General features: G+C 65.5%; 12 protein-coding genes and 3 pseudogenes. All 15 read right to left on the bottom strand.

What is annotated here, in order from left to right; translation table 11 throughout:
- Positions 1-52: 52 nt before the first annotated feature.
- The 15 genes and pseudogenes from panE to AC1D2O_RS19680 all read right to left on the bottom strand — a co-directional run bounded on the left by panE (position 53) and on the right by AC1D2O_RS19680 (position 14286).
- Positions 53-994: a 2-dehydropantoate 2-reductase gene (gene panE / locus AC1D2O_RS19750; protein ID WP_478089776.1), complete on the bottom strand. Its 942-nt coding sequence runs from the start codon at positions 992-994 to the stop codon at positions 53-55.
- A gap of 21 nt (positions 995-1015) precedes the next feature.
- A complete protein-coding gene (locus AC1D2O_RS19745; protein ID WP_478089775.1) occupies positions 1016-2404 on the bottom strand; it encodes an MmgE/PrpD family protein in 1389 nt (462 codons plus the stop codon).
- Between the two features lie 10 nt (positions 2405-2414).
- Entirely contained in the window at positions 2415-3590 is a 1176-nt protein-coding gene (locus AC1D2O_RS19740) for a CaiB/BaiF CoA transferase family protein (RefSeq protein WP_478089774.1), read from the bottom strand.
- 16 nt (positions 3591-3606) lie between these two features.
- Positions 3607-4476 (bottom strand): HTD2 family dehydratase, encoded by an 870-nt coding sequence (locus AC1D2O_RS19735; RefSeq protein WP_478089773.1) that lies wholly within the window; start codon positions 4474-4476, stop codon positions 3607-3609.
- A 32-nt stretch (positions 4477-4508) separates the two neighbouring features.
- A complete protein-coding gene (locus AC1D2O_RS19730) occupies positions 4509-5588 on the bottom strand; it encodes a maleylacetate reductase (RefSeq protein WP_478089772.1) in 1080 nt (359 codons plus the stop codon).
- Between the two features lie 6 nt (positions 5589-5594).
- Positions 5595-6434, bottom strand: a complete 840-nt coding sequence (locus tag AC1D2O_RS19725; RefSeq protein ID WP_478157771.1) for an intradiol ring-cleavage dioxygenase — start codon at positions 6432-6434, stop codon at positions 5595-5597.
- Between the two features lie 42 nt (positions 6435-6476).
- Positions 6477-7671, bottom strand: a pseudogene (gene pcaF / locus AC1D2O_RS19720) (3-oxoadipyl-CoA thiolase).
- Between the two features lie 24 nt (positions 7672-7695).
- Positions 7696-8337: pseudogene (locus AC1D2O_RS19715) on the bottom strand (3-oxoacid CoA-transferase subunit B); the annotation flags it as partial.
- Positions 8334-9044: pseudogene (locus AC1D2O_RS19710) on the bottom strand (3-oxoacid CoA-transferase subunit A). The pseudogenes AC1D2O_RS19715 and AC1D2O_RS19710, both read right to left, overlap by 4 nt.
- Before the next feature lie 90 nt (positions 9045-9134).
- Positions 9135-9833: an alpha/beta fold hydrolase gene (locus AC1D2O_RS19705; protein ID WP_478089770.1), complete on the bottom strand. Its 699-nt coding sequence runs from the start codon at positions 9831-9833 to the stop codon at positions 9135-9137.
- Positions 9834-9959: 126 nt separating this feature from the next.
- Positions 9960-11153 carry an FAD-dependent oxidoreductase gene (locus AC1D2O_RS19700; protein WP_478157770.1) on the bottom strand — a complete coding sequence of 398 codons (1194 nt, stop codon included), beginning with the start codon at positions 11151-11153 and terminating at the stop codon, positions 9960-9962.
- 147 nt (positions 11154-11300) lie between these two features.
- Positions 11301-12122, bottom strand: a complete 822-nt coding sequence (locus AC1D2O_RS19695; RefSeq protein WP_478157769.1) for a helix-turn-helix transcriptional regulator — start codon at positions 12120-12122, stop codon at positions 11301-11303.
- A gap of 177 nt (positions 12123-12299) precedes the next feature.
- The gene (locus AC1D2O_RS19690) at positions 12300-13226 is read right to left on the bottom strand and encodes a Bug family tripartite tricarboxylate transporter substrate binding protein (RefSeq protein WP_477650172.1); all 927 of its coding nucleotides are present in this window, start codon (positions 13224-13226) and stop codon (positions 12300-12302) included.
- 50 nt (positions 13227-13276) lie between these two features.
- Complete coding sequence (locus AC1D2O_RS19685) at positions 13277-13942, bottom strand: MFS transporter (protein WP_477650171.1); 666 nt, start codon at positions 13940-13942, stop codon at positions 13277-13279.
- A 2-nt stretch (positions 13943-13944) separates the two neighbouring features.
- Entirely contained in the window at positions 13945-14286 is a 342-nt protein-coding gene (locus AC1D2O_RS19680; protein WP_478157782.1) for an MFS transporter, read from the bottom strand.
- Between the last annotated feature and the right edge of the window lie 183 nt (positions 14287-14469).

Here is a 14469-nt window from a genome sequence, read left to right as displayed (position 1 = left end):
TGGACCTGAGGCTTGGCTCGCGACCTTCGAGAGTACGAAGCAGTGCCGTGCTTCAGGTCGAAGCCGCCCTCTCCCCCGCCCGGCGCGCCTCGTAGGCCTTCAAGTGCGCGTGGGCCACACGCAGCAGCGACAGACCTTGCGGCGCGCCACCCTGGCCGCGCTGCAGCAAGTCACCGATGATGTGGTCGGCCTCGGTCGGGGCGCTCCGTTCGATGTCCTTGAGCATCGACGCGGTGATCGGCGAGCCGCTGGCCGTCAACGCCGCGCGGGAGCGGGTCACCGCTTCAGGCCGCACCGCATGGCCATTGCGTTCGGCGACATCCATGCACTCGTTCAGCAGCGCGTTGGCCAGGTCAGTGGCGCCGGCGTTCACGACGTCGCCGATGGCCGCACGCATCAGGCAAGTCAGGCCGGCGACGCTGGCGATGAACACCCACTTCTCCCACATGTCCTGCAGGATGGTGGTGCTGACGCGGGCGTCGAACGCAGCGCCGGCGAAGGCCCTTTCCAGCGCCAGGATGCGCGGCGACCGGCTGCCGTCCTGTTCGCCATAGGCCAGCGCATGGGTGTCGTTGAAGTGCCGCACGATGCCGTCTGCATCGAGACCGGCATTGATCATGCAGTAGCCGCCCAGCACTTGGGATTGGCCGAAGCGGGCGGCCAGCCGATCCAGATGGCGCATGCCGTTGAGCAAGGGCAGCACCATGGTGCCCGACCCCACCGCTGGCGCGACCGCGTCCATGGTGGGCTCCAGGTCGTAGGCCTTCCAGCCCAGCAGCACCACGTCAAATGGCGCGGTGATATGCCCGGCCAGCACGTGGGGTGGCACCGGCAGTTGCAGATCGCCCCTGGGGCTCTTCACCACCAGCCCCGTCTGCGCCAGCTGCGCCACGCGGCGCGGCCGCAAGAGGAAGGTCACGTCGCAGCCAGCGGCCAGCAGGCGCGCCCCGAAATAGCCACCGAGCGCGCCCGCACCCACGATCAGAAAACGCATGGCTCGTCCTCTCTCGAAACGTCAGCTTCTCATCTTCAGTGCGTCGAGCACAGCCGTGACGTTCGGTGCCTGGTCGAGCCCCTCCACCGCCGAGATGAGCGCGTCGGCCCAGGCCGGGTCGATCGGATCGATGAGGGCGTGCACCTTGGCAACCACCTCGGCATGGGTCATCGGCTGCACGGCAGAACCTTTGGCGAGCGTCGGGTTCCCGGCGGGCACGGCGATCGTCGTGCCATCGGTGAGCTCGATGTTCAACCGCGGGCCGTCTTCCAGACCGATCGAACTGTCGACATCGAAGGTGATGCGATCGAACACGCTGCGCACCTCGGGTTCGCCAAGGCGTGGCGGCTCGAACTGGTCCAGTCCGGCCTGGCCGCTGACCAGGGCGATACTCACCGCATAGGGCAGGCTGAACTGGGCATCGAAGACGGTCTCGATCGGAAAGACCGAGACCATGTCGTAGGCCGTCTGCCCCGCCGTGATGCCGAAGCGCTTGACCTTGTCGGCCCGCAGGCCGTGGCTGTCCATCAGCCCCAGCACCGTGTCGATCGTCGAGTGGCAACCCCGGCAACAGGCGTAGGGCTTGAGGTAGGAAGAGGCGACATTGAGGTTGACGCCCAGGCCCTCCAGCGCCTTCTCCCGGAATCCGACGCCGCCGTTGTAGGTGGTGAAGAGTCCCCCGAACTGCGACTCGAAGATCCGATGCGGGCCAGTGATGCCGCCCCGGGCGAGCAGCGCCGCGTCCACGCCGGTCTCGCAGGCCTTGCCCGGGTGCAGGCGCTTGGTCATCGCGCCGTCGTCGATGAAGGCCCACACCCCTCCGGTGAAGGAGCCCGCGATGCCCAGCGCATTGGTGAACTGGCCGGCGTCCAGCCCCAGTACCTTGGCCGCGCCTGCCGCAGCGCCGAGGCTGCCCATCGTGCCCGACGAGTGCCAACCCCGGCCGGTGTGCACCGCGAAGCCCCCGACGGCCAGCAGCGAGCGGTATCCGACGTCGTAGCCGGCGATGGTCGCCAGCAGGAAGTCCCGCCCGGAGGAGCCCGCCAGCTCAGCGACTGCAAGGGCCGCCGGAAGCACCGTCGCGCCTGCATGTCCCGAACCACCGCCGTCATCGAAGTCACGAGCGTGTGCCGATGTGCCGTTCGCGAGCGCGGCCTGCGCCAGCGGCAGCCGGTGCGATGTGCCCCACACGGCCGCCCCGGCTCGGGCCCCATTCGCGTCCGTGAGGGCGCGGATGACGCTGGCGGCTTCCGATGTGCGGGCTCCTACGAGGGCGACGGCGAGCGTGTCGAGCACGTGGTCCTTGATGCCGGCGATGTCCGCCGCGGGGATGTCAGCCCAGGTCAGCCCCGACCAGAGTTTGGCGAAGTGCTCGGTCAGGGTGCCGATGCTGTCGGTGTCGTGTGCCATAGGCCCTCCTTCAAGATGCCGGTGAGGGGGTTGACCGGCCACCAGCGGTGTGTCCGATCTCTCGAAGAATGGCCTCGGTGTGCTCTCCCAACCGAGGAACCGCTCCCATTCGTGCTTCCCAGCGATTGCTGCGCCCCGGCGGCAGGAGCGCGGGAATCTCCCCCGCCGGGCTGCCGACGACACGCCAGCGTTCGCGGGCCCGCAACTGGGGATGCTCCCACAGGGCCGCCATGTCGTTGACCGACGCATTGGCGATGCCCGCCCTGTCGAGGCGTTCGAGCACCTCGGCGCGGCTCAGTGACTTGAACTTGCCGAGAATCACCGCGTCCAGCGCCTGCCGGTTCGCACTGCGCCGCGCATTGCTGTCGAAGCGCTCGTCCCGGGCCAGCGGCTCGTCGTCGAGCACCTGCGCACAGAAGGCGCTCCATTCCCGCTCGTTCTGCAGGCCCAGCATCACCGTGCCGCCGTCCCCGGTGGCGAACGGGCCATAGGGGTAGATGCTGGCATGGGAAGCGCCGGCCCGCATCGGCGGCGCAGCGCCATCAAACGCGTAGTACAGCGGATAGCCCATCCATTCGGTCAGCGCTTCCAGCATGGACAAGTCGATGTGCGCCCCCTCGCCGGTCTTGTTCCGCAGCAACAGGGCGGCGAGGATGTTGCTGTAGGCGTACATGCCGGCGGCGATATCGGCAATCGAGTTGCCAGCCTTGCTGGGCGTGCCAGGCGTGCCGGTGATGGAAAGAAAGCCTGCCTCGCTCTGGATCAGCAGGTCATAGGCCTTCTTGTCGCGGTAGGGGCCGTCGTCGCCGTAGCCCGAGATGTCGCAGACGATGAGACGGGGGTGCGCGGCGTGCAGCGAGGCATAATCGAGCCCCATTCGCGCCGTGGCACCCGGGGCCAGGTTCTGCACCAGCACGTCGGCCCGGCCCACCAGGGCCTTCAGGGCCGCCAGGTCCTTCGGGTCCTTGAGGTCCAGGGCCAGGCTTTCCTTGCTGCGATTGGTCCAGACGAAATGCGATGCCTCGCCGCGCACCCGGTGGTCGTACGCGCGGGCGAAGTCGCCCGTCCCGGGCCTCTCGACCTTGATGACGCGCGCACCCAGGTCCGCGAGTTGGCGCGTGCAGAAAGGTGCAGCGATGGCGTGCTCGAGGGACACGACCGTGATGTCTTGCAATGGCAATGGCATGGGGTCTCTCCAACGTTCAGGTGAGGGTCGCGGTGGCCTGCATGGTCAGCCAGCCGTCGTGATCCGCTGCCCACAGAGAGACCGTGCGTCCATCCGCCGACGGCGCGCCATTCAGGCTGAACGCCTTCCCGTCGAAGGTGGGGCGAACCGCCTTGAACTGGAAGCTGGCAATGTCCCGACCCGGCGCCTGCCGCCGTACGAGATCGATCAGCAGCGTGGCGATGAGCGGTCCGTGCACCACCAGCCCGGGGTAGCCCTCGACCTGAGTGACGTACTCGCGGTCGTAGTGGATGCGATGTCCGTTGAAGGTCAGGGCCGAGTAGCGGAACAGGAGCACATCGTCCGGTTCGACCTGGCGCTGCCATGGAGCACCCGTCTCGGCTTGTGTGGGTGCGGGCTCCACATCGCCAGGGCGCTTCGCGTCGCGATAGACGATGTCATGGAACTCGGTGATCGCCTTCTCCGAGCGACCCGCGCGAAAGAGTTCATGGCGCACCTTCACGAACACCAGCCGACCGGTGCGCCCTTCCTTAACCGCTACGTCGTCGATCGTCGACACGCGTCGGACCGGGTCACCGACGCTCAGCGGCGAATGGAACTCGAACTGGCTGCCCGCCCACATCCGGCGCTGCAGCGGCACCGGTGGCAGGAAGCCACCGCGGCGAGCATGGCCGTCCGGCCCCAGTTCGCTCTGACGGTGGGCGGGCAGAAAGTACAGCCAATGCCACAGCAGAGGAAGCGGCATTCCAGCGGTGATATCCAAGTCAGGGTAGTCCAAGGTCGCGTTGAGCGCCCGCACCGGGGCACGCGTGATCTCGTCATCGAGAGTCTCGCTCCTTCCGATCCATTGGCGCAGATGCGAAAGATCTGTGGTTGTATCGCTCATGTACTTCGGTTCCTAATAAAAATCTGCGCCGCTCAAAGAGCCGCCGTACTCGGCCGGGCACCCTCGAAAGCATGCTGAAGCAGTTGACGGATTTCCTCGCGCTGGGCCACTGCAAACGGCCTGGGATTCCAGTACGGGTTGCTGACCGCGATGTCTGCAGCCCGGTCCAGGTCTTTCTCCGCCATTCCGATGTCGCGCAGGGCCACCGGGGCGCCGTTGTTCAGAGCGAGATCGAACAGCCCTTGTGCAGCGTTCGTCGTTCCCAGCGCTCGGGCGATGCGAAGCATCGCCTGGGGCGCCGCCTGCGCGTTGAAGGCCATCGCATGCGGCAGCACCACCGTGTGCACCTCCGCATGGGGCAGGTTGAAGCTGCCGCCCAGCGTATGGCACAGCTTGTGGTGCAGCGCCATGCCTACGTTGCCGAGCACCGTGCCGCACAGCCAGGCGCCGTACAGCGCGTCGCCCCGAGCCTCCACGTTTGCACCATCGGCACGGATTCCCGGTATCGCCTGCGCCAGCGCACGAATCCCCTCCTCGGCCATCAGATCCATCACGGGATTGCTGTCCTGCGCATACAGGCCCTCGGCCGCATGCGCGATGGCGTTCATGGCACTGGTCACGCTCAACGCCACCGGCAGGCTGAGCGTGAGCTCGGGGTCGTAGATCACCGTGCGCGGCAGCACGCGCGGATCGCGCCCGGTCTTCTTCAGGCCCGCCTCGGTGATGCCGTAGATGGGCGTCATCTCGCTGCCGGCGTAGGTCGTGGGAATGGCCAGAATGGGCAAGGCGGACTCCATGGCGATCGCCTTGCCCAGGCCCGTGGTGGAGCCGCCGCCGATGGCGATCGCACAGTCCGCGCCCAGGCGGCGCGCCTCGTCCCTGGCTTCGCGCGCGGTTTCGATGGGGACGTGCATCACCGCGTGCGGGAAGAGGCCCGCGACCCGCGTGCCCAGCCGGTCGGCCACCTGTTGCGCCTGTGCCTGCTGCTCGGGGGTGGACAGCACCAAGGCCCGGCGTGCACCCAGTAGATCGATCTCGCGCTCGAGGTGGCGCAGCGCGCCCGCACCGAAAACGACGCGCGAGGGCTGGCCATGAAAGACGAAGTCCCGCATGGCGACTCAATCCTTCGCCGGTGCCGGATTGAGCACGAAGTCGTATTCCACCAGGTAGGTGCCGTCAGACTGTTGCCTCCAGTCCGCGATCAGCGACTGCCGGACGCCGAACACCGCATCGGAGTCCAGATATTGGTCATCGCTGCGGAACACGTGCGTGATCAGCGTCTCGTAGCCCGGCGCCTTGATCAGGAAGTGCAGGTGGGCCGGCCGCCACGGATGCCGGCCCGTGGCTTCGAGCAGCTTGCCCACGGGCCCGTCGTGCGGGATGGCGTAGGGCACAGCCAGGATGGACTTGAACCAGTACTGCCCGTCACCGTTCGAGTGCACGATGCCTCGGGCCTGGGCATGATCGATCTCGCTGTGCTGCACGTCGTACAGCCCATCCTCGTCCGACTGCCAGACGTCGATGTGCGCGTTGGCGACCACCTCGCCATCAATACCACGCACGGTGCCTCGCACCAGGCAGGGTATGCCACGCGCGCCATTGGAGATGTCCGCACCCAGCTCGTAGTGGGGAGCGCCTTCGACATGGAAGGGGCCAAAGACGGTCGCCTCGGTGCAGCCCTTGGGTTTGTCGTTGTTCTGCGCCACCGTCAGCATCGACAGTCCCAGCACGTCAGACAGCAGAATGAACTCCTGACGCTTGTCGTCGGTGATGTGGCCGCATCGCGTCAAAAACTCGATCCCCTGGAACCACTCTTCCTCCGTCAGCTCCACTTCTCGAGCGAAGTCGTGCAGGTGCTGCACCAGGCTGGTCATGATCCTCTTCAGCCGCGGATTCGTGGTATTGGCGTGACGCGCGAGCACGGCTTGCGTGATCGTGTTCTGGTCCAGATTTCGCATGGTTGTCCTCTATGGTCTGTCCGAAGAATGCGAGCTTTCGGCTCACACCCGCTCCAGGATCACGGCAATGCCCTGACCGACGCCGATGCACATCGTGCACAGCGCGTAGCGGCCGCCGCTTGCGTGCAGCTGGCTGACCGCCGTCGTCGCCAACCGCGCCCCACTGGCACCCAGCGGATGCCCCAGGGCGATGGCACCCCCGTTGGGGTTGACGCGTGGATCGTCATCGGCCAAGCCCAGATCGCGCAGCACCGCTAGACCTTGCGCCGCGAACGCCTCGTTCAGCTCGATCACGTCGAGCTGCGCCAAGGACAGGCCCGTGAGTTCCAGCACCTTGCGCGTGGCCGGCGCCGGTCCAATGCCCATGATGCGTGGCGGTACGCCGGCGGTCGCCATCCCAACCACACGCGCGCGCGGCGTCAGTCCGTGGCGGGCCGCGGCCTGTTCGCTGGCCAGCAGCAGAGCGCAGGCGCCATCGTTCACACCGCTGGAGTTGCCTGCTGTCACGGTTCCATCCGGCCTTCTTGAGCTTGGCGAGGGCGTCCAGGCTGGTCTCGCGCGGATGCTCGTCCCGGTCCACCGTGACGGGCACGCCCCTCTTCTGCTGGACAACAACCGGCGTGATATCGCCGGCAAAAAATCCGGTCGACCATGCGGCGGCTGCGTTGCTCTGGCTGGCTTGGGCCATGCGGTCCTGAGCCGCGCGCTCGATCTTGAAGCCAAGGGCCACCGCTTCAGCCGTCTCGGGCATGGAGTCGACGCCGTAGCGCTCCGCCATCAACGGATTGACAAAGCGCCAGCCGATCGTGGTGTCGTACACCGCAGTGCTGCGGCTGAAGAGACTCTCCGCCTTGGGAATGACAAAGGGAGCCCGGCTCATGCTCTCCACACCGCCCGCGATCATGATTTCTGCCTCGCCGGCGCGTATGGCACGTGCCGCCGATCCGACGGCATCCAACCCCGATCCGCAAAGCCGGTTGGCCGTGCTCCCCGGCACCTCCAGCGGCAGACCGGCGAGCAACGCGCTCATGCGCGCGATGTTGCGGTTGTCCTCGCCGGCCTGATTGGCGCAGCCGTAGATCACGTCGGTGACCGCCGCCCAGTCCACCCGCCGGTTGCGCTCCATCAACGCCTTGATCGGCACCGCTCCGAGGTCGTCTGCACGCACGCCGCTTAGCGCACCGCCGTATCGGCCGAACGGCGTGCGAAGTGCGTCGCAAATGTAGGCATGCCTCATGGCGCCTCCCCCTGTGGGCCGCGCCGGGCGAACAGGCAGTCCCACCAGGCGCTCGAGCTCGGCGAGGTCCAGTCCGGCGACCAAGTCGATCAGCTGCAGCCCTTCGGGCTTGCATTCGAGGGTGGCCAGGTCGGAGTAGAACCGCTTGACGCAGCCGATGCCCGTCAACGGATAGGTACAGCGCTCGACCACCTTGCTCTGTCCCTGCTTGGTGAGCAGGTCCATCATCACCCAGGTTTGCTTGGCGCCGATAGCGAGGTCCATCGCGCCGCCCACGGCCGGGATGCTGCCGGGCTCGCCCGTGCTCCAGTTGGCCAGGTCGCCCGTGGCCGAGACCTGGAAGGCCCCGAGCACGCAGATGTCGAGGTGGCCTCCGCGCATCATGCCGAAGCAGTCGGCGTGGTGGAAGAACGCGCCACCGGCGAGTAGCGTCACCGGCTGCTTGCCAGCGTTGATCAGGTCGTAGTCCTCCAGTCCCGCGGCCGGCGCCGGGCCCATGCCCAGGATGCCGTTCTCGCTGTGCAGGATCACCTCGATTCCCGGTGGCAGGTGGTTGGCCACCAGCGTAGGCTGGCCGATGCCGAGATTGACGTAGGCGCCGTCGTGGGTGTCTTGCGCCACGCGTTTCGCGAGCTCGTCCTTGGTTCTGCGGGTGTAGGTGCTCATGCGGCCTCCTTGAAGCCGCCGGCCTGCGTGGCCACGCGCGGAATCTGCACGAGGGCACTCACGTGGATGCCCGGGGTGACGATGGTCTCGGGGTCGAGCGTGCCGAGCTCGGCGATCTCGCACACGCTGGCCACGGTGCGCTTCGCGGCGGTGGCCATCACCGGGCCGAAGTTGCGCGGCCTTGCGGCAGGTGAGGTTGCCCCAGCGGTCGCCGCGCTCGGCCTTGATGAGCGCCACGTCGCCGTGGATCGGGTACTCCAACAAATAGGGCCGGCCGTTGATGACGCGCGTTTCCTTGGGCGAACCATCGGCGTTCATCGCGAGTTCGGTGCCGAAACCGGTGGGCGTGAAGAAGGCACCCGCGCCCGCGGCGCGCAGCCTCTCGGCCAGGTTGCCCTGCGGCACCAGTTCGAGTTCAAGCTGCCCGCTTCGGTACAGGCCGTCGAACACATGGCTGTCGGCCTGGCGCGGGAAGCTGCAGATGATCTTGCGCACGCGCCCGGCCTTGAGCAGCGCGGCCAGGCCGTGGTCGCCGTTGCCGGCGTTGTTGTTCACCACGGTGAGGTCGCGCGCGCCTTGCTCGATCAGGCCGTCGATGAGTTCGTTGGGAATGCCGGCAGTGCCGAAGCCGCCGATCAGCACGGTCGATCCATCGCGAAAATGCCTGAAAGTGCGTCGCCGACGGTCATCGCAATCTTGTCGATCATCCGAGGCTCCTGACAACTCCGACCAACGCCAGCGCCTCAGCCGGCCGACCGCGCCCGCTGTGCCCACGCACCAGGTTCAGCGGCAAACGATCAGGCTCCACCCTGTACCCGCCTTGAAAGCCAGTCGCGCAGGCTTGCCGCCACCATCTCCGGAACCTCGACGGTCGAGAGGTGCCCGCACGGGAAGATGTCCAGCTCCGCGCCTGGGACAGCTCGCGCGATCTCATTGGCCAGGCTTGGCGCTGAAATGCGGTCCTCGTCGCCCGCGATCACGAGCGTCGGCACCGCGATTTGCCGCAACTCACCGCGTCGATCACGACGAGCCAGCACGGCCCGCTGCTGCCGCAAGTAGCCATCTCGGCCCAGCGTGCGAACCATGGCCGCAGCGATAGGCACGATGTCCGCCTTGCCCGCGGCGACGGTTTCCGCGAGCTTGTCCGCGACGGTCTCAAACAGGCCTCGCTTGGCGTCTTCCAGCAAAGCGGTGGATCGCTGCACCTGAAGCTCGGATGCGGGCCTCGCATTGGTGTTCAGAAGCGCGAGACCCGCCAGGCGGGGATCCCCGCGCAGCGCGACTTCGAGTGCCACATACCCGCCCATCGAAATGCCGGCGATCGCGAATCGGGCAGGAGCCTGCGCCAGGATCTCGTCTGCGAACTCAGTGAGGGACTCGCCACTGCAGCGGGCGACGAGGGGCTCGACGACGTCGGAAAGCCGGTCGATGACGGGCTGCCATAGGCGGCTGTCGGACGCCATTCCAGGAACGAAGATAACCGGTAGCTTGCTCAAGAGATGTCTCCATGTGATGCCCAGGCCTGGACCCCCAGCGGCTCACCGTCGGTGAACGGCAGGCGACCTCCAGAGGTGATGGCCTGGACCGGAAAGAAAAGCTCCAAACGACGTCGCAGCGCGGTGCTACCTGAGCGGAGCCAGCGGCTCGGAGCTCATCCGGGACGTCAACATCAAGCGTTCTACCAGCGCGGCCTTGTCGGCGCCAAGCTTTCGGAGCTTCGCCATGTCGGCCGCACGCTGCACCGGATCGCTGGTGTCGAAGATGATGCGCTTGTTCTCGGTTGCCGCCGGGGAGACGACCTCCAGGAAGACGCGGCGACGGTCCTCCGCATACTTGTCAAGCACCTCGTCGCCCGCACGACCTTGAGCCACGGCGGCGAGAGCCTTGTAAAGCGCGTATACATCGAACAACCCACCGACGAGGCCGTAGCCACCGCTGGGATTAGTGGCGTGTGCTGCGTCGCCCGCGAGCAGCACCCGTCCCACCCGAAACTTCGTGGCCACTCGCTGATGCATGCGATAGGGTGAGTAGGCGTCCAGCTTGTAATCCTTCGCCTGTGGCACGATCACCTCCAAGAACTTCTTCATGCGCTCCGGGATGCTCTCCTCGGGCAACTCCAAGTCCTCGCTGTAGGTGCACCGCCAGAGATCGTTTCGATCCAGCTTGGCGATGATGGCCCCATAGGTGGAATCGATCAGGAACGTCGATCGCGCAAAGCCGTACTTGGAAAAGTCGAGGTAGAGATTCGCAGCGACAAAGCGCTTCGGCCAGGTGATGCCTTCGAACTCCAGCCCCAGCTTGGTTCGAACCATGCTGCCGGCACCATCGGCGCCCACAAGCCAGCCACTGCGGAATTCGAGTTCTCCGGCGGGGCCCACCGCTTGCACCACCACGCCTTCGGCATCCTGCTTGATGTCATTGACGTTGACGCCCCAGTGAACCTTCACGTTCGGATAGGCAGCGAGTTTGCGAAGCGCAATCTCCGCGAGCCGATCCTGACCGAGGTGAAGGTTGTAAGGGAACTTCGCTCGCCCTTCCAACACGTCCAGGCTGTATTCGATTCGCTCGCCGGTCGCGAACTCGATGTAGCAGTAGTCCTGTTTCGAGAAGCCAACCTGAAGGGCATCTTCCAGCAAGCCCAACTCCGACAGTCCCTCGAGGCAAGACCAGTGGTACACGATCGCTCGCGGTGAAGCGATGATGCTCTTGCCTCGCTCCAACACATTGACGGCAATCCCGGACTTGGCCAATCCGAGCGCAGTGATGAGCCCGACGGGGCCAGCGCCGACAACGGTGACGGTCTCTGCAAGAGCCATGGTCATTTTTCCTCGATTCGTTGGGATGACCCTTATTCTGCAAAGTTATGTCTTCTGGAAAAATGACCTGAGCACAGAACAGATGTTCCGGGATTGAATGAATGAGGTTTCTCGGCGCGATCTCCCAGGCCTCACTCAGGACGTGCGCTAGCCAAACATCGAGGTGATCGCGCGGTGGGATTCCTCGTTGACAGGCAGGTAGACCACCACCGTGACACCAGGGACGAGCTCGGGGCGAAGTGGCACGCGATCGAGCTTGAACCGCCCTCCCACGGGATGATTGATCTCCAACGGATACGGTGCTGCTTCGGTGATGCGATACCGCCCCCACAGTTCTCCGAACTCCCGGCTCTTCGCCTGCAGCTCGCGCACCAGCTCCGACGATTGCTCGTCCTCCGGATTGCGACTGCGATCATCCCGAAAGCGCGCAACGACTTGTTCGACGATCAAGTCGTAGTTTTCGGTTATCGACCGATAGCCTGGTTCCAAGAACAGCATCCTGAGCACATTGCGGCGCTCGGGAACCACGGAAAAACCCCAAATCTTGCCGTAGGGTGCGTTGCTGGCCAGGATGTCCCAGCGAGTATTCCGGATGTACGCTGGCCGATCGTGCAACGAGTTGATCATGTCGATCAGCGAGTTTGGAACGGCCGTGACGACCTTCTCGACCAAATGGGTCTGCGGACGGGCCAGCCGGAACAAGTACGCATGTTGATCCGGGTTCAGACGAAAGATCTGGCTGAGCCGGGTCACGACAGTCTCTGAAGCCTGAACGTCGCGCCCTTGCTCCAACCAGGTGTACCAATCGGCGCTGACGCCTACCAGATCGGCAACTTCCTCTCGCCGCAATCCGGGGGTTCGTCTTCGGCCAGACACCACAAGGCCCTGTTCCTTGGGTGTCGAGTTGGAGCGCATGTATCTGAGAAACTCACCGAGTAGCTTCCCACGCTCATTTGATCCGGTTGGCACGGCGGTCTCCTTGACTGGTCCAATTTGGCTTCGGATGCCTGGAGCTTGCACATCCTGTTCTGCTTAATTCCCATCCGCCCGCTTGCACACGCGATGCGGTGGACTGGATCTCATTGTCCCATCCACTTTCCTTCCTGCTGGGGACTACGCTGAGACGGGAGGCTCTCAGAGGCGGGGCTACTGCGGCTTGATGGCAGCGCGACGAACGATCTCTCGGGCAAACTCGATCTCACTGCGCACGAATTTCGCAAACTGCTCCGGCGTCATGTCCATCGGCACACCTCCGAGGCCGACCAGTTTTTCACGCACCTCCGGCTCGGCAAGGATGCGGCGTACATCGGCATTGACCCTGTTCACAACTATAGTGGGAGTGCCTGCTGGAGCCCAGATGCCAAGCCAGCCTGGGAAGTTTGCATTCGCCACACCCGCCTCACCGGTCGTGGGAACATCGGGCAGCAATGGACTGCGCGCGGGTGTGCTCACAGCCAATGCCTTCAGCTTGCCAGAGCTCAGGATGGACACCGAGCCGGGAAGTGGCATCCAGAAGGCGTCGACCGAACGACTCATGACTGCCGTAAAGGCCTCAGGCGTCCCTCGATAGGCGATCTGCGTGACCTTGATTCCTGCAGCCGCGGCAAACACTTCTAGATTCATGTGCGTTCCACTGCCTTGGCCGGCATGCGCGAAGTTGAGTGCGCTTGGATGGGATTTCGCGTGGGCCACCAGATCAGCCACGCCTTTGAACGGGCTATCGGGTGACACAACCAGCACCTGTGCAGCGCTCACCACCGGCACGACGTTGGCAAAGTCCCGCAGTGTGTCGTAGCTCAGTTTGGTGTAAATGGCGGGATTGACGGCGTGGGCGTTCGAGTTGAGCAGCAGCGTGTATCCATCCGGATCGGACCGGGCAACACCGGCGGATGCAATGGAGCCGCCCGCGCCTGGCCGATTCTCCGGTACCACAGGCTGAATCCAAAGCTCTGAGAGTCTCTGTGTCACCACTCGACCTAGGACGTCAGTGGCGCTCGCGGGCGTGAAGGCGATCACCGTCTTGACGGGTTTGACCGGATATTCCTGTGCTGCCCCCAGCATGAGGAAACTCATGAGAAACGCTCCGACCGTGGCACCCCGCAATCTCTTTGCGCATCCCATCTTCAGATTCCTTTCAGTGTGTGTGTTAGTGGATTGCTCAGTCGACACGGCGCAGGGCCGGAGTGCCGTGAGCCCACTACAAGTCGTGGCTCCCAGCGGTTGATGCTCCACGACAGTGCAGCTCCCATGGCGCAGAACACCCCCGTGATCGCCCAAGTCCAGTGCCATCCACCAGCGCCGGCCGCCACCCAGGCCACCAGCGGCGGGCCGCACATCTGGCCGACAGCTGCCCACTGCAGCATCCAGCCGACGGTGGTGGAAATGGTTCGATCGTCCGGCGCCAGCCTGGGCACCAGGGCGAACAGGCTGCCCGGGACCAGGCCGCCGAACACGGAGAACAGCATCGCTCCCAGGTAGCGCAGCACCGGTGCCGCTGCGGTGGTCGTGCTGAACGCCAACCAAGCGCCGGCCGCCATGGCAGAGAAGCCGATCCACATCAGGGCCCGGGGCCGCATGCCGTGATGCAGCAGGCGTCTCGCCCCAATGGTGCCCGCCATGTTGCTGACGGCCACGCTGGCCGTCAGCACCCCGGCCATCGGGCCGGACCAGCCGGCCTGCGCATAGAGCGTGAGCAGGAAGCCGATGACCGCGAGCCACGGCGCCGAGTAGACCGCGAAGATGAGCGCTCCGAGCCATGGACCGCTTGCACGCAGTGTGCGCGACTGCAAGGTCAACCAGGCCGGCTCTGCCCCCTGCAGGTTAGGGGCCGGTAGCGGGTCAGGTGGGACGCGCAGCCAGAGGGCCACAAGCCCATGACAACGGAAACGGCAGCCTTGCACCACCACCAGCCCCGCCAGCCCGCCGTGTCGATGACGAAAGGGCCGATGAGCAGCGCCAGGGACATGCCCAACGGCATGTACACGACCCACACGCCCAGCATTCGGGTCAGGCGGTCTGGAGACACCACGCGGTGGATCAGGCCCGGCGCCGGTATGGTGATCATCAGCACGCCCATCCCCTCTAGCGCACGCAGGAAAAGCAGCGTGCCTGTGTCCTGAGCCCACCCGCCCACCAGGCTGGCGGCCGAAACCAGCGACAGCCCCAACCAGCATGCAACGACGCAGACCCAGGCGCTCAGCCCCCAGGCCGGCCAGCAGCCCGAGCACCATCGAGCCCAGCTGTACCAGCGACAGAAGGAAGCCCGCCTGCACCTGCGTGACACCAAGTGCCTCCTGCCGTGTAGGCACTGCGGGCG

The organism is Variovorax sp. P1_G12 (assembly GCF_056405555.1).
The sequence above is the reverse complement of the archived record's forward strand: the minus strand, read 5'-3'. Positions and strand labels throughout refer to the sequence as shown.